Consider the following 14,701-nt stretch of genomic DNA (forward strand, 5'->3'; position numbering starts at 1 on the left):
TTTCCATGGTGCCGGAGCGCCGCAATGCGCTTCTAACCCCAGTGCCTCCCCCTGGGGGTGACGCGAAGCGGCGCGGGGGGCTACTTCATGCTCGGATCGGCGGCGGTCTGGTCGTACCGGGTGAAGTACTGGCGTGCCATCGCGACCACCTGGGCGTCGCTCGGGTGGTCGGTGGTGACCACCTCGACCACCGCCTTGTCGACGGCGTGGGCGTTGTGCTTGCAGAAATCGCGGAACTCGATCTTGGCGTTGGCCGGGCCGGTCAGCAGCACCTCGGTCACGCCGGTCAGCGCGTCAGCGATCTGCTTGAAGAAGTCCTTGTCGGCGCCGACGTGGCCGTGTTTGGGCGTGTGGTGGCTGCGTGCCTTGATCCGCTGTGCCTCGACGTGCTCCTTGTCGAACATCAGCACGTGGGCTTCGGTGTGGTCCATCCAGACAACGGCGTGGAAAGTGGTCATGCGGGTTTTCCTTGGAAAGGGTGGGTTGGGAAAGGGATCAGTAGCTGGCCGGGCGCACCGCGCCGCTGGCCTGTTCGGTCTTGTCCTGGCAGCCCACGCAGCGCAGGGCCGTGGGGTTGGCGTGCAACCGGGCGTTGGCGATGGCGTCGCCGCAGTCGACACACAGGCCATAGCTGCCGTCGGCGATGCGCTGCAGCGCGGCGTCGATGGCAATCAGCTCGGCCGACTCGCGCTCTTCCAGCGCAAAGGCCAGGTCACGTTCGGCGTCGGCCTGCGCCCAGTCGTCGCTCTCGTGCTCACGGGCCTCGGCGGCCGCTTCGGCCCGGCCGATCTGGCCGCCGCGCTGCGCGCGCAATTGGGCCAGCACGTCTGCGCGCATGCCGCGCAACTGTTGGGAAAAGGTGTCTGAGAGGGGGGTGGTCATGTGTTCTTCTCGTGAATTGGTGATCGGAAAAGGCGGTTCCTGAACTGTGAACCCATGTTGCACCCGCCGTCTGTGCGGTGCCTTGACCAACGTCAAGCTGTCCCGCCGGGGGCGCTGTGGCTAGGGGCAAATCCCCGGCGGACACCCGGCGAATCGGACGCAGAATCGGGCGCATGTTCCGACCCTTTTCCCAGGAGTGCCATTGATGCCCGCCGTCGACTACAGCCGTTACCAGACCCTCGCCATCACCCGGCGCGGCCCCGCCGTGAACGGCGTGCCTTCGGTGCTCGACATCCAGATGCGCGCCGATGGCCCGGGCGGCAACGGCAAGCTGCCCACCGCCGGCCACGACGGTCACTGGGAGCTGAGCGAGATCTGGCGCGATGTGGGGCGTGACGACTCGGTGCGCTGTGCCGTGCTGCGCGGCAGCGGCCAGGGTTTCTCGGGCGGCGGCGACCTCGCGCTGGTGCAGGACATGGCGACCGATTTCGAGGTGCGCACCCGCGTCTGGAAGGAGGCGCGCGACCTGGTCTACAACGTCATCAACTGCGACAAGCCCATCGTCAGTGCCATGCACGGCCCGGCCGTGGGCGCGGGCCTGGTGGCCGGCCTGCTGGCCGACATCTCCATCGCGGCCAAGAGCGCGAAGATCGTCGATGGCCACACGCGCCTGGGTGTGGCGGCCGGTGACCACGCGGCCATCGTCTGGCCCTTGCTGTGCGGGCTGGCTAAGGCCAAGTACTACCTCATGCTGTGCGAACCGATCAGTGGCGAAGAGGCCGAGCGCATCGGGCTGGTGTCGCTCGCGGTGGACGAGGCGCAGTTGCTCGACAAGGCCTACGAGGTCGCCGACCGCCTGGCCTCGGGCAGCCAGACCGCGATCCGCTGGACCAAGTACTCGCTCAACAACTGGCTGCGCCAGGCCGGCCCCGCGTTCGACACCTCGCTGGCGCTGGAATTCATGGGTTTTGCCGGGCCCGATGTGCGCGAAGGTGTGGCATCCTTGCGTGAGCGACGCGCCCCCCGCTACGGCGTGGACGACTGAGCACCCGATCCGGCAGCGACCTTTCTTCCCAGATCACCCCAGAGGAGACAGCCATGAGCGACGCCAGCGGTTTCGGCAAATTCGTGCCCGGTTTCGAGTTCCTGCAAAACCTCGCGGGGCAGGCCGCCGGTGGCGTGGTCCAGGGCCTGGGCAAAAGCGTGCCGCAGATGCCCAACCTCGGCAACTGGGTGGCCCCCACCTTCAACGTCGAGGACCTGGAAAAACGCATCGACGAGCTCAAGGCCGTGCAGTTCTGGCTCGACCAGAACGCCAAGGCGCTGGCCGCCACCATCCAGGCGCTGGAGGTGCAGAAGATGACGCTGGCCACGCTCAAGACCATGAACTTCAGCCTGGGCGACGTGGCCAATTCGCTCAAGCTCAAGGCCACCGAGGCCATGGCCGGGTTCGCCGGGGTCGTGCCGGCCCCCGCTGCGCCCAAGGGCTTCGCCGGTCTGGAGATCCCGCCCCGCACCTACGGTGAGCGGGCGCCCGAGCCGGAAGTCGAAGACAACGAGGAAGACGCGGAGGACGACGCCCCCGAGGAAGCCGCCGCACCCGAGCCGGTGAAGAAGTCGCGCAAGGCCGCCGCAGCGGCGACGGGCGAGCCGTCCGCGCTCACCGGCGGCGTGATCGATCCGCTGCAGTGGTGGGGCGCGCTGTCGCAGCAGTTCCAGCAGATCGCGACCACGGCGATGAAAGACGTGGCCAAACAGGGCGCGCTCGACGCGACGCGCAACGTCGCCAGCGGCCTGACCGAGCAGGCGGTGAAGACGGCCACCGGCATGGCCGGCAAGGCGGGCCGAAAGATCGGCGACAGCGTGGCACGCAATGTCGGCATGGCGGCCGGCATGGGCCAGGCGGCGGTGCGCGCGGTCAGCGGCAAGAAGGCCCCGGTCAAGGCCAAGGCCCCAGCCCCGGCGCCCGCTCCGAAAGCCAAAGCCAAAGCCAAACCCCAGCCCGCCGCGAAGAAAAAGGCGGTGCGCCGCCCCGCCGCCAGCCCGGCGCCCGTGGCGGCGCAGCCCCTGTCCACCGGCGACTGGCCGATGCCCACCGCCTTTTTCCCCGGCTTCATGCCGGCCCAGAAGCCCGCCGCCGCCCCGGCCGCGCGCAAGGCCGCCGCCAAAAAGAAACCCGCTGCGCGCCGCTGAGCGCCCAGCCCGCGAAACCGTCCCGCATGAAGCTCTTTCCCTACGCCCACGCCACCCACCCGCAATGGCGCATGGCCGCCGCGCTGGTGCTCGCTCAGTTGCGCGCGCAGATGGCGCTGCCGACCTACGCCCACGCGCCCGCGCTGGCCCTGCTCTACATCACCGACCACTACGCCGCACAGGCCCAGGACATCCTCAGTCACCTCAGCGCCGAGTTGCCCGAGGTGACCGACTGGGCCGGCACCGTGGGGGTGGGCATTGCGGCCAACAACGTCGAGTACTTCGACGAGCCCGCGCTCGCAGTGATGCTCTGCGACCTGAGCCCCGACCAGTACCGCGTATTCAGCGGCGTGGCGCCGCTGCCCGCGAGCGGCTCCGAGCCTGGCGGCTTTGTCGCCCACACCGCGCTGCTGCACGCCGACCCCGGCTCGAACGATCTCGCCGAACTCATTGCCGAGGTGGCCGAGCGCACGCAGTCGGGCTATGTGTTCGGCGGGCTCGTGGGCAGCCGCTCGGCCAGCGTGCAGTTTGCGGCCAGCAGCGCCGGCAACCTGAACGGGCAGGGGGCGGCCGGCGGCGTGTTGTCGGGCGGGCTCAGCGGTGTCGCCTTCGGGCCGGACGTGGCCCTGGTGTCGCGCGTCACCCAGGGTGCGCAGCCGGTGGACCGCGAGCGCGAGATCACCGCCGTGGACGGCAACCTGGTGCTGGAGCTCGACGGCGAACCCGCGCTCGACGTGTTGTTGCGCGAGCTGGGCGTGTCGCTGGCGCAGCCGCAGCAGGCCATGGAGCGGCTGCGCCGCACGCTGGTGGGTCTCACCCTGCCGCAGCACCGCCTGGCCGACGGCGAGGGCGCGTTGCGGCGCCAGGTGCGCGGCCAGTTCGGCCCCGAGGTCCTGGTGCGCCACATCATCGGCCTGGACCCGGCGCGCAAGGGCGTGGCGATCGCCGAGCACCCGCCGCTGGGCGCGCAGCTCGCGTTCTGCGAGCGCCACGCCAAGGCCGCGAGCGCCGACCTGGTGCGCGTGTGCAGCGAGATCCGCGAAGAGCTGGAGCCCGAAATCCTGAGCCTGAGCGCCATCACCGGTGACGCCTCCGAAGCGGAGGCGCCCGCCGCGCGTCAGATCGTGGGCGCGGTGTATGTGAGTTGCTCGGGACGGGGCGGTTTGCACTTTGGCGCGCCCAGCGCCGAGCTGCAGATCGTGCGCCGCGCGCTGGGCGACGTGCCGCTGGTCGGCTTTTTCGCTGGCGGCGAAATCGCCCACCAGCAGCTCTACGGTTACACCGGCGTGCTGACCGTGTTCACGGCGCCGGTGCCGGCACCCTGACCGCGACGCGGCGCGCGCCGCAGCAGGAACACCACGATCGCCAGGTTCAGCAGGTTGAAGCCGATGCCGTTGATGAACGCGGCCTGGTAGGAGCCGGTCAGGTCGAAGATCACCCCCGACATCCAGCCGCCCAGCGCCATGCCGAACAGCGTGGCCATCAGCACGGTGCCGGTGCGCGCGCCGGCCTGCGCGGGCGAGAAATGTTCGCGCACGATCAGCGCGTAGCTGGGCACGATGCCGCCCTGGAACAGGCCGAACAGGCCCGAGATCAGGTACAGCGGCACCAGCCCGTCGAACGGCAGGAACATCAGCAGCGCCACGCCTTGCAGCACCGAACCCAGCAGCAGGGTGCGCAGGCCGCCGATGCGGTCGGAGATCCAGCCCGAGATCAGGCGGCTCGCGATGCCCATGCCGAGCATCACCGAGAGCATCTCCGCGCCGCGCGCCGCGCCAAACCCGAGATCGGTGCAGTAGGCCACGATGTGCACCTGCGGCATCGACATCGCGACACAACACGACACGCCGGCCACGCACAGCAGCGCCTGCAGCGTGCCGGGCGAGAGGCCGAGCGGGCGCTCGGTGTTCACTGAAAGACCCGGTTGCGATGCCGCGGCGACCGGCGCGGGCAGCTCGGGCGGCCGGCGGCGCAAGACCAGCGCCAGCGGCAGCATCACCACCAGGCAGAAGGCGCCGATGCCCATGTAGGTCTGGCGCCAGCCGTGGGACTCGACGAAGTGCTGGATCACCGGCGGCCAGACCGCGCCGGCCAGGTAGTTGCCGCTCATGCAGATCGCCAGCGCGGTGCCGCGCCGCCGCGTGAACCAGCGCGAGGTGTCGGCCACCAGCGGCGCGAACGTGGCCGAGGTGCCGAGCAGGCCCATCAGGAGGCCCTGCGCCAGGCTGAACTGCCAGAGGCTGCCCGACGCGCCCGCCGCAATGAGACCGAGACCCAGACCGACCGAGCCGCCGAGCACCGGCACCATCACGCCAAACCGGTCGGCGAGCTTGCCCATCAGCACGCCGCCGAGGCCGAAGCCCACCATGGTCAGTGTGTAAGGCAGCGAGGCGTCACCACGCGCCACGTCAAAGTCGGCCTGGATGCGCGGCAACACCACCGTCACCGAATACATGCCGACGCCGCCCAGCGTCATCAGCGCCAGCGACACCATCAACCGGCACCACGCGTAGGGTGATTCAGCGTTGGCGTCGGGCGGCTGCGGGTTCATGGTGCGGGCGGAGGGGTCTCTGGCGCCGGGTCTGCTTCGTTGGCCGCGCGGGCCACCACGGCCGTGTCCGGCGCGGGCGCCAGGGCCTGGCGGGCCAGGTGAGCGCGCGCGCGCTCCAGCGTGCGGTTGGCGTCGAGCACGTGCATGCCGTACATGTCGGCAAAGGCTTCCACGGTTTTGCCGCTGGCGTCGAAGGCGCGCAGCAGCGCTTCTTCGCGTGCTTCGCGCGTCGCGGCCACGGCCAGCGCGTCCTGGGTGAGCTGGTTCACCTCTTCGTCGCGGCCGCGCACGCGCTGGGCGTACTCGTCGCGCGGCAGGCCCGAGGCTTCGTACGCCTGCAGGATGCGCTGGCGCAGCTTGGGGCGCAGGTCTTCGCGGCTGCGCGCGCCACGGCGGCGGAACACCTCGATCAGCGCGTGGTGCACCTGCTCGGGTGTGAGCGCTTCCACGGGCTGGCCGCTCAGGTCGTGCCGCGGCAGGCCCGAGGCCACCACCGTGAGGTAACGCGAGGAGCGCGCGTGCAGCGCCAGCGCGGCCTTCAGGCTGTCCTTGTCCAGCACATCGGGGTGGGCCGCGAGCAGGTCTTCATAGATGCCGCGCTTGAGCGGCAGCAGCGGCTCGCCAAACAGCACGGGGACCAGGGTGGCCAGCTGGTCGAGCACGGGGTGCGGGCGCGCGGGCGCCTGGCCGGCGGGACGCTCGGCGTTGGCCGGGCGCTGCGGGCGGCGGCCGCCGCCGTTGCGACCGCCGGAGTTGCCCCTGTTGCGCCCCTCGTTGCGGCGGGGCGGTCGGTCGGCACCGGCCGGTTGCGCCGCGGGGCTGTCAGCGGGTGCCGGTGCGGCGTTGTCGGGCGTGTCGTGGTCGGTGGCGTTCATGGTGGCGTGCGGAGCAGAAATGAAAGAAGCCCGATTCCCGGGCAAGCCCGACATCATGCCAGCCCGGCCCATCGGACCGTCACAGCGGCAAGGCAAGCCCCGCAGAACCGATCCGCAACGCGAGAAGTGAAGTTCATCCCAGAACGCCGCGGAGCCGGCTTTGCCGGGCCGCCAGCGTTGCCCCCTTGAGGGGGTCGCGCGCAGCGCGGCGGGGGTGGACGGTCTATTTGCGCAGCTGCGCAAAGGCTTCGAATTCCCAGCTCCGCATCGCCAGCACCAGCGTGTAGCCCTCGCGGTCTTTGGCGGCGAGCTTCTGGTCGGTCTGGTGCTGCTGCGCGAAGTCCTGCGCCACGCGCTGCAGCCGCTCCAGAAAGAGCGGCGCGAGCGTGCGGCTCACCGAGCCGTGCACCAGCATCAGCCCTTCGCCGCTGCCGTCGAAGCCGCCCGCGAAGTAGTCGAGCAGCGCGTGGTCGCGGAAGTAGTTCATCACCGGGCCGTGTGGCCGCCAGCGGAAGGTCTTGGCCAGCTTGAGGCGGTAGCGGTTCAGGGGCCGCAGTTCGATGATGCCGATGCGGTCGAGCTGCACCAGGTACTTCACGCAGTCCGCCTCGCTGAGCCGGTAGCTCGCCGTCATCTGCTCCAGCGTCCACTGGCTGAGCACGCAGATCGCCACCAGCAGCAGCTTCTTGTCGGCCACCACCGCGCGCTCCTGCTCGGCCGTCATTTCCTTCAACAGCGGCTGCGCGTCGGCCACGCGGCGCGCGAGCTCGGCGAAGTCCAGCTTGAGCGCGCGGCAGATCTCGTCCACCCGCGAGAGCGACATGTCGCCCTTGGCCAGCATGCGTTTCACGCTCGATTCCGCCATGCCCATGGCCAAGGCCAGGTCGGCGTAGGTCATCTGCGCGGCCTTGAGCTCTTTCTTGACGGCGGCGACGAGGTCCAGGGTGGTGCTCATGGCGACTGGGTATCGGATCACGGTACCGGTGGTGAAACTGGTGGGCACTGTATCGCAATGTGATTCCCCGGTGCGAGGGAGCGCCAGACACTGCGGGCGCTTGATCCACCCCCTCCACCGGAGCCCCCATGCGATTGCCCGCCCTCCATCCCCAGGCCCACCGACGGGCTGCTGTGTCCGGCCCCGCCGCGTCCACCGACACCGCCTTGCTCGCCTGGGCCTTCTGCCTGATCACGCTCTGGCTCGTCGCCCTGTGGGTGGGGCCGATGGCCCTCGACGCCCTGGGCATCGCGCTCAACCCGCACGGCCACCACCCCCTCCACGCCCACGGCCACCCCTTCGTGGACGCGCGCCCGCTGCTCGGCCTGCCCAACGCCATGGACGTGCTCAGCAACCTGCCGCTGGCGCTGGCCGGCGCCTGGGGCTCGCTGGCCCTGCCGCGCCGTGGCTTGCCCGAGGCCACGCGCCGCGCGGCGCAGGTGTTTTTCGCCGGCCTGCTGCTGACCGGCTTTGGCTCGGCCTGGTACCACTGGGCGCCCGACCCGGCCGGCCTGGTGTGGGACCGCCTGGGCATGGCCATCACGTTCGCGGGCGCCCTGTCGCTGGCCGTGGCCGAGCGCGTGGGCCAGGCGCCGGCGCGCCACACGCTTTGGGTGGCCTCGGGTCTCGCGGTGGTGTCGGCCACACTGCCGCAGCTGCTCGGCAACGTGTTGCCCTGGGCGGTGGTGCAGTTCGGCGGCATGGCGCTCATCGCCTGGGCCGCCTGGCAGCAGCCTGCGGTGGGCGCCGTCGGCATCCGCCTCGGCGCGCTGATCGGCCTCTATGCGCTGGCCAAGGTGCTGGAGCTGGGCGACGCCGCCGTGTTCCACGCCACCTCCGAAGCGGTCTCGGGCCACAGCCTGAAGCACCTCGCCGCAGCCTGCGCGGCCTGGCCTGTGCTCGCCGCCTTGCGGTCCACCCGCCTGCGGCAGAATCCAGCAGGCTCTGGCGCCCCCCGCGCATGAACAAGCAGCCCCGCCACCACCCGCAGGAGGAGAACCGCATGTCCACCACCGCTCACGCCATCGAGCCAGCGCACGCCAACCAGTTCGCCCTGCTCACGCAGCGCCGTTTCGGCCCCTTCTTCTGGGTGCAGTTTTTCGGCGCGGGCAACGACAACGTCTTCAAGTTCGCCTTCACCGTGCTCGTCACCTACCAGCTGCAGGTGAGCTGGTTGCCTGCCTCGATGGCGGGCCTGGTGATCGGCGCGCTGTTCATCCTGCCCTTCCTGCTGTTCTCGGCCACCAGCGGGCAGTTGGCCGACAAGTACCCCAAGGAGGTGCTGATCCGGTTCGTGAAGAGCCTGGAGATCGGCATCATGCTGCTCGCTGGCTGGGGCTTCATGCACCAGCAGGTGCCGCTGCTGCTGGGCTGCGTGTTCCTCATGGGTCTGCATTCCACGCTGTTCGGCCCGGTCAAGTTCGCCTACCTGCCACAGCACCTGAGCGAGCGCGAGCTCACGGGCGGCAACGGCATGGTCGAGATGGGCACCTTCGTCGCCATCCTGCTGGGCAACGTGGCCGGCGGTTTGCTGATCGCCATGCCGCTCGTGGGCCCCACCTACGTGGCCGCGGCCTGCCTGGGCCTGGCCGTGATCGGCCGCGCGCTGGCTCAGGCCGTGCCCGTCTCGCCCGCCACCGACCCGGCGCTGCAGATCAACTGGAACCCCATCACCGAAACCTGGCGCAACCTCAAGCTCGCGCACGAGAACACCGTCGTGTTCCGTTCGCTGCTGGGCATCAGCTGGATGTGGTTCTTCGGCGCCGTGTTCCTGAGCCAGTTCCCCAGCTTCGCGCGCGACGTGCTGCACGGCGACGAGCAGGTGGCTTCGCTGCTGCTCGTGGTGTTCTCCATCGGCATCGGCGTGGGCGCGCTGCTGTGTGAAATCCTGAGCCGCCGCCATGTCGAGATCGGCCTCGTGCCGCTCGGCGCCATCGGCATGAGCGTTTTTTCCATCGACTTGTACTTCGCCTCGCGTGGCCTGCCGCCGTCCACGGTCGCGCTCACGCTCGGCCCGTTCCTGGGCGAGACGGCGCACTGGCGCGTGCTGGCCGATCTGGCGCTGCTCTCTCTCTTTGCCGGCATCTACAGCGTGCCCATGTACGCGCTGATCCAGATGCGCAGCCAGCCCACGCACCGCGCCCGCATCATCGCGGCCAACAACATCCTCAACGCGCTGTTCATGATCGGCAGCTCGGTGCTCGCGGGCGCGCTGCTCGGCGCCGGGGTGAGCATCCCGCAGCTCTTCGGGCTGGTGGGCCTGGCCAACGCCGTGGTCGCGTTCTACATCTTCATGCTCGTGCCCGAGTACCTGCTGCGCTTCGTGGCCTGGGTGGCCTCGCGATTGATCTACCGCTTCAAGGTGGAGGGCGACCTGAACATCCCCACCGAAGGCGCGGCCGTGCTGGTCTGCAACCACGTGAGCTTCGTGGACGCTGTGTTGCTCATGGCCGCGAGCCCGCGTCCGATCCGCTTCGTGATGGACCACCGCATCTTCAAGGTGCCCGTGCTCGGCTGGCTGTTCAGGCTGGCCAAGGCCATCCCGGTGGCGCCGCAAAAGGAAGACCCGGCGGCCTACGAAGCCGCGTTCCTCGAATCGGCCAAGGTGCTGCGCGAAGGCGACCTGCTCGGCATCTTCCCCGAAGGTGGCATCACCCGCGACGGCACGCTGCAACCCTTCAAGGGCGGCATCATGAAGATCCTTGAAACGGCCAGGGCCGACGGCGTGCAGGACGTGCGCGTGATCCCGATGGCGCTGACCGACCTCTGGGGCTCCTACTTCAGCCGCATTGAGCTCAGTGGCGGCCAGCCGACCGCGATGGTCAAACCGTTCCGGCGCGGGCTGTTCAACCGGGTCGGGCTGAATGTGGGGGCGGCGGTGAAGGTGGAGGTGGTGACGCCGGATGCGCTGAGGGAGCGGGTGGCGCAACTGCTCTGATAATTTCCGGCTGTTCCAGAGGGAGGGTGGTGTGTCGATCTATCAATTGAAACCCGCGTTTCAGAACCTGCTGCGCCCGGGCGTGGTGCGGCTGCACGCCTGGGGCGTGACGGCCAACCAGGTCACGGTGCTGGCCTGTGTGATCTCGGTCGCGCTCGGGCTGGGCCTGTTCTTCCTGGCACCATCGCCGCAGGCCTTTGCGCTCGTCCCGCTGTGGATGTTCGTGCGCATGGCGTTCAATGCGGTCGACGGCATGCTGGCGCGCGAACACGGGCAGCAGACGCCGCTGGGCGCCTTCCTCAACGAGCTCACCGACGTGGTGTCCGACGCCGCGCTGTACCTGCCCTTTGCGCTGGTGCTGCCGGGTCATCCCTTCTGGCTCGGGCTGGTGATCGTGCTGGCGGGGCTGTCCGAGTTCGCGGGCGCGCTGGGCCCCACCGTGGGGGCCAGCCGCCGCTACGACGGACCCATGGGCAAGAGCGACCGGGCTTTCGTGTTCGGCGCGCTGGGGCTGGCGCTGGCGCTGGGCATTCCCCTGCCGGGCTGGACGGCCGGGCTGATGCCTTTGCTGGCCTTGCTCATTGCGCTCACCACCGTGCGCCGCGTGCGTTCGGCCCTGGCCGAGCTCCCTGTTTCTTCTTCAACAACCACAACAAAAGGGCGTTCATGAACACCACACGGCCGGTACAAGAGCGCCACTTTTCCACCCACGACGGGGTCTCGCTGTTCTACCGGCACTGGCCGGCCACGGCGGCACAGCGGCGGGGCGCGGTGGTCCTGTTTCACCGGGGGCACGAGCACGGGGCGCGCATGGCCCACCTGGTGGACGAACTCAACTTGCCCGAATTCGACTTCTTCGCCTGGGACGCGCGCGGCCACGGCCGCTCGCCGGGCCAGCGTGGCCACAGCCCGAGCTTCGCCACCTCGGTGCGCGACGTGCAGACCTTCGTCGATCACATCGCGGCCGAGCACGGCGTGGCACAGACCGACCAATACGTCATCGCGCAGAGCGTGGGCGCGGTGCTGGTGTCCACCTGGGCGCACGATTACGCCCCCACCATCCGCGGCATGACGCTGGCCTCGCCCGCGTTTAAGGTGAAGCTGTACGTGCCGTTCGCGCGCGCCGGCCTGGCGCTGATGCACAAGCTGCGCGGGCTGTTCTTCGTGAACAGCTACGTGAAGGCCAGGTTCCTCACCCACGATCCCGAACGCATCGCGAGTTACGAAGCCGATCCCCTGATCTCGCGCCCGATCGCGGTCAACATCCTGCTGGATCTGTACAACGCGGCCGAGCGCGTGGTGGCCGACGCGCAGGCCATCGTGGTGCCCACGCAGCTGCTCATCTCGGGCGCCGACTGGGTGGTGCACCATCCGCCGCAACACCGGTTCTTCGAGCGCCTGGGCAGCGCGGTGAAAGAGAAGCTGGAGCTGCCGGGTTTCTTCCACGACACCCTGGGTGAGCGCGACCGCGCCAGCGCCCTGTTGGCCTTGCGAGCCTTTTTGCTCAAGCAGTTCGACGCCCCCGCCACACCGGTCAACCTGCTCCAGGCCGACCAGCGCGGCGCCACGGCGGACGAGGCGCGCGCGCTCGCCGAACCGCTCTCACCCCTGTCCCCACGCGGCCTGTACTGGGCCGGCACACGCGCCGGGCTCCAGCTGGGCGGCCTGCTGTCCGATGGCGTTCGCCTGGGGCATGCCACCGGCTTCGACTCCGGCAGCACGCTGGACTACGTGTACCGCAACCAGGCCCAGGGCGTTCCGCTGGTGGGCGCCCTGATCGACCGCGCGTACCTGGACTCCATCGGCTGGCGCGGCATCCGCCAGCGCAAGCTGCACGTCGAAGAGCTGCTGCGCGAGGCCATGCAGCGCCTGGCCGCCGCCGGGCGCGAGGTGCGGCTGATGGACATCGCCGCCGGGCATGGGCGCTACGTGCTCGATGCCGTGGCCAGCAGCCCGGTGCAGGTGGCCTCGGTGCTGCTGCGCGACTACAGCGACATCAACGTGCGCGACGGCCAGGCGCTGATTGCGCAGCGCGGCCTGCAGGCCACCGCCCGTTTTGAGAAGGCCGACGCTTTTGATCGCGCCCAGGTGGCCAGCGCCACGCCGCGCCCCACGCTGGCCACGGTCTCGGGCCTGTACGAGCTGTTCCCCGACAACGCCATGGTCGCCCGCTCGCTGGCCGGTGTGGCCGACGCGGTGGCGCCGGGCGGCTACCTGGTCTACACCGGCCAGCCCTGGCACCCGCAGCTGGAGATGATCGCGCGCGCCCTCACCAGCCACCGCCAGGGCCAGGCCTGGGTGATGCGCCGCCGCACGCAGGCCGAGATGGACCAGCTCGTGGCCGCTGCGGGTTTCAGAAAGATCACCCAGCGCATCGACGAGTGGGGCATCTTCACCGTGTCCCTCGCGGTGCGTGAGGCGGCATGAGTGCATCTTCAGGCGCTGTGAACCCGGGCGCACCCGCCGCCTGGCCGTGGCGGCGCTCCGCCGCCTGGCTGGCCCTGCTCGCGCCGCTGTTCTACCTGACCTACGGCCTGGCCAACTGGTGGGCGGTGCAGCGCTGGGCCGCGGGGCAGGTGCCCACGGTGGTGTTCGACTGGGAGCGCCACATCCCGTTCTGGGACTGGACGGTCTTCCCCTACTGGTCGATCAACGCTTTCTACGGCCTGTCGCTGTTCCTGAGCCGCAGCCAGCACCGCATCGACCGCCACGCGGCCCGTCTGCTCACGGCGCAGTTCATCGCCGTGGCCTGCTTTGTGTTGTGGCCGCTGCATTTCAGCTTCGGGCAGCCCGAGGCCCACGGCGCCGCCGGTTTCCTGTTTGCGGCCCTGCGCGGTTTTGACCAGCCCTTCAACCAGGCCCCTTCGTTGCACATCGCGCTCGCCGTGATCCTGTGGGACTGGTACCGCCCGCTGATGCGCAACACCTGGCAGCGCGCACTGCTGCACGCCTGGACCTTCGCCATCTGCGCCTCGGTGCTCACCACCTACCAGCACCACTTCATCGACATCCCCACCGGCGCCTTGCTCGGTTTGTTCTGCGTGTGGCTGTGGCCGCTGGAGCGCGAGGTGGCTTTGCCCGCGGCGTGGCGGTTGAGCCGTGATCCGCAGCGGCTGAAACTGGCCGGGTTGTACTTTGCAGGGGCCGCCGCCTTTCTGGCGCTGGCGCTCGGGTGGGGCGGCTTGGCGCTCTGGCTGGCCTGGCCGGCAGCGTCGCTGGCCGTGGTGGCCTTGAACTACCTGGGCTTTGGCGCGCGCGGGTTCCGCATGGACCGCTGTGGCCGCATGCACTGGTCGGCGCGCTGGCTGCTGGCGCCGTACCTTTGGGCCGCGGCCTTCAACGCCTGGGCCTGGACGCGCGGGCTGCCGCCCCGCGTCGAGGTCATGCCCGGCGTGTGGCTGGGGCGACGCCCGCGCCACGCCGAATGGCTGGCCGCCGGCCAGCCCGCGCTGGTGAGCCTGTGCGCTGAATTGCCGCTGCACGCCGCCGCGCGGCCGGTGAGCCGTTGTCTGCCGCTGCTGGACCTGGTGGTGCCCAGCCCGGCCCGCCTGCGGCGCGCGGCCCACCTGGTGCAGGCCCAGCGCGGCGCCCGCCAGGGCGGGCCGGTGTGGGTGTGCTGTGCGCTGGGTTTTTCGCGCAGCGCCGCGGCGGTGGTGGCCTGGCAGTTGCTGCACCAGGGCACGTCCGATCTGGCCCAGGCCGAAGCCCGCACCCGCCAGGCCCGGCCCCAGCTGGTGCTGGGGCCGGGGTGGCTGGGGGCCTTGAAGCAACTGGCTTCGCCGGCCCCTGGTGGAGGCGGCCGGTGAGCCCGCAACAGAGCCAGCAGCCCATGGGCGAACAGGAACGCGCCGACGCGCTGGCGCTCGCCGCTCTGTTGCGCGCCAGCCTGCGCACGCTGGGCACCTGGTCGCTGGGCTTGAGCCTGCTCGCCGTCCTGGTGGGCGCGGCCTGGCCGCCGCCATCCCTAGCAGTGGGCGGCCTGTGGGTGCTGGTGCTGCTGTGTGGTCTGATGGAGCGGTACTTCGGATTCCGGCTGGCACTGGACGAGCGCCTGTTTCACCAGCTGGGCCATGGGCACATGCCCAGCCTGCATGCGCTGGACACCTCATTGGCCCACCTCGGCTTGCGCCAAAGCGCCGTGCCCGAGCGCCCGTGGAGCGACCGCCTGCGTGGCACCCGCAACCTTCTCCAGCGGCATCTGGCGCTCGTGCTGCTGCAAACCGCCGCAGCGCTGGCCTCCTTGTTTTTTTAGGTTTGTTGTGAACTCA

The 14,701-nt window shown here is 70.0% G+C and carries 14 protein-coding genes; 9 read left to right on the plus strand and 5 right to left on the minus strand.

Annotated elements, in window-relative coordinates; translation table 11 throughout:
- Positions 1–80: 80 nt before the first annotated feature.
- Complete coding sequence (locus IM738_RS23605) at positions 81–458, minus strand: hypothetical protein (RefSeq protein ID WP_236963452.1); 378 nt, start codon at positions 456–458, stop codon at positions 81–83.
- Positions 459–495: 37 nt separating this feature from the next.
- Entirely contained in the window at positions 496–882 is a 387-nt protein-coding gene (locus IM738_RS23610; protein ID WP_236963453.1) for a TraR/DksA family transcriptional regulator, read from the minus strand.
- Positions 883–1,087: 205 nt separating this feature from the next.
- Here IM738_RS23610 and IM738_RS23615 point away from each other — a divergent pair, with 205 nt between their 5' ends.
- Genes IM738_RS23615 through IM738_RS23625 form a run of 3 tightly spaced genes read left to right on the plus strand, consistent with a single transcriptional unit; the run spans position 1,088 to position 4,400 of the window.
- A complete protein-coding gene (locus tag IM738_RS23615) occupies positions 1,088–1,927 on the plus strand; it encodes an enoyl-CoA hydratase/isomerase family protein (RefSeq protein ID WP_236963454.1) in 840 nt (279 codons plus the stop codon).
- 53 nt (positions 1,928–1,980) lie between these two features.
- On the plus strand, positions 1,981–3,075 hold the full coding sequence (locus tag IM738_RS23620) for a PhaM family polyhydroxyalkanoate granule multifunctional regulatory protein (protein ID WP_336886536.1): 1,095 nt from the start codon (positions 1,981–1,983) through the stop codon (positions 3,073–3,075).
- Between the two features lie 26 nt (positions 3,076–3,101).
- On the plus strand, positions 3,102–4,400 hold the full coding sequence (locus tag IM738_RS23625; protein WP_236963455.1) for an FIST signal transduction protein: 1,299 nt from the start codon (positions 3,102–3,104) through the stop codon (positions 4,398–4,400).
- Here IM738_RS23625 and IM738_RS23630 read toward each other — a convergent pair.
- From IM738_RS23630 to IM738_RS23640, 3 genes are all read right to left on the minus strand, one after another.
- Positions 4,352–5,626 (minus strand): MFS transporter, encoded by a 1,275-nt coding sequence (locus IM738_RS23630; protein ID WP_236963456.1) that lies wholly within the window; start codon positions 5,624–5,626, stop codon positions 4,352–4,354. The genes IM738_RS23625 and IM738_RS23630 overlap by 49 nt on opposite strands.
- The gene (locus IM738_RS23635) at positions 5,623–6,501 is read right to left on the minus strand and encodes a ProQ/FINO family protein (RefSeq protein WP_236963457.1); all 879 of its coding nucleotides are present in this window, start codon (positions 6,499–6,501) and stop codon (positions 5,623–5,625) included. The genes IM738_RS23630 and IM738_RS23635 overlap by 4 nt, the downstream gene beginning before the upstream one ends.
- Before the next feature lie 223 nt (positions 6,502–6,724).
- Positions 6,725–7,456, minus strand: a complete 732-nt coding sequence (locus tag IM738_RS23640; protein ID WP_236963458.1) for a helix-turn-helix domain-containing protein — start codon at positions 7,454–7,456, stop codon at positions 6,725–6,727.
- Positions 7,457–7,584: 128 nt separating this feature from the next.
- Between IM738_RS23640 and IM738_RS23645 the strand changes: the two genes are divergently transcribed.
- From IM738_RS23645 to IM738_RS23670, 6 genes are read left to right on the plus strand one after another with little or no spacing between them, the layout of a single operon-like run.
- Positions 7,585–8,460: a hypothetical protein gene (locus tag IM738_RS23645; RefSeq protein ID WP_236963459.1), complete on the plus strand. Its 876-nt coding sequence runs from the start codon at positions 7,585–7,587 to the stop codon at positions 8,458–8,460.
- Between the two features lie 38 nt (positions 8,461–8,498).
- Positions 8,499–10,433: an MFS transporter gene (locus tag IM738_RS23650; RefSeq protein WP_236963460.1), complete on the plus strand. Its 1,935-nt coding sequence runs from the start codon at positions 8,499–8,501 to the stop codon at positions 10,431–10,433.
- A gap of 31 nt (positions 10,434–10,464) precedes the next feature.
- Positions 10,465–11,103 carry a CDP-alcohol phosphatidyltransferase family protein gene (locus IM738_RS23655; RefSeq protein ID WP_236963461.1) on the plus strand — a complete coding sequence of 213 codons (639 nt, stop codon included), beginning with the start codon at positions 10,465–10,467 and terminating at the stop codon, positions 11,101–11,103.
- The gene (locus tag IM738_RS23660; protein WP_236963462.1) at positions 11,100–12,860 is read left to right on the plus strand and encodes a bifunctional alpha/beta hydrolase/class I SAM-dependent methyltransferase; all 1,761 of its coding nucleotides are present in this window, start codon (positions 11,100–11,102) and stop codon (positions 12,858–12,860) included. The genes IM738_RS23655 and IM738_RS23660 overlap by 4 nt, the downstream gene beginning before the upstream one ends.
- Positions 12,857–14,239: a phosphatase PAP2/dual specificity phosphatase family protein gene (locus IM738_RS23665; RefSeq protein ID WP_236963463.1), complete on the plus strand. Its 1,383-nt coding sequence runs from the start codon at positions 12,857–12,859 to the stop codon at positions 14,237–14,239. The genes IM738_RS23660 and IM738_RS23665 overlap by 4 nt, the downstream gene beginning before the upstream one ends.
- On the plus strand, positions 14,236–14,685 hold the full coding sequence (locus IM738_RS23670) for a hypothetical protein (RefSeq protein WP_236966466.1): 450 nt from the start codon (positions 14,236–14,238) through the stop codon (positions 14,683–14,685). Before IM738_RS23665 ends, IM738_RS23670 begins: the two co-directional genes overlap by 4 nt.
- The last annotated feature ends 16 nt before the right edge of the window (positions 14,686–14,701 follow it).

Source organism: Hydrogenophaga sp. SL48 (assembly GCF_021729865.1).
Taxonomy (GTDB): domain Bacteria; phylum Pseudomonadota; class Gammaproteobacteria; order Burkholderiales; family Burkholderiaceae_C; genus Hydrogenophaga.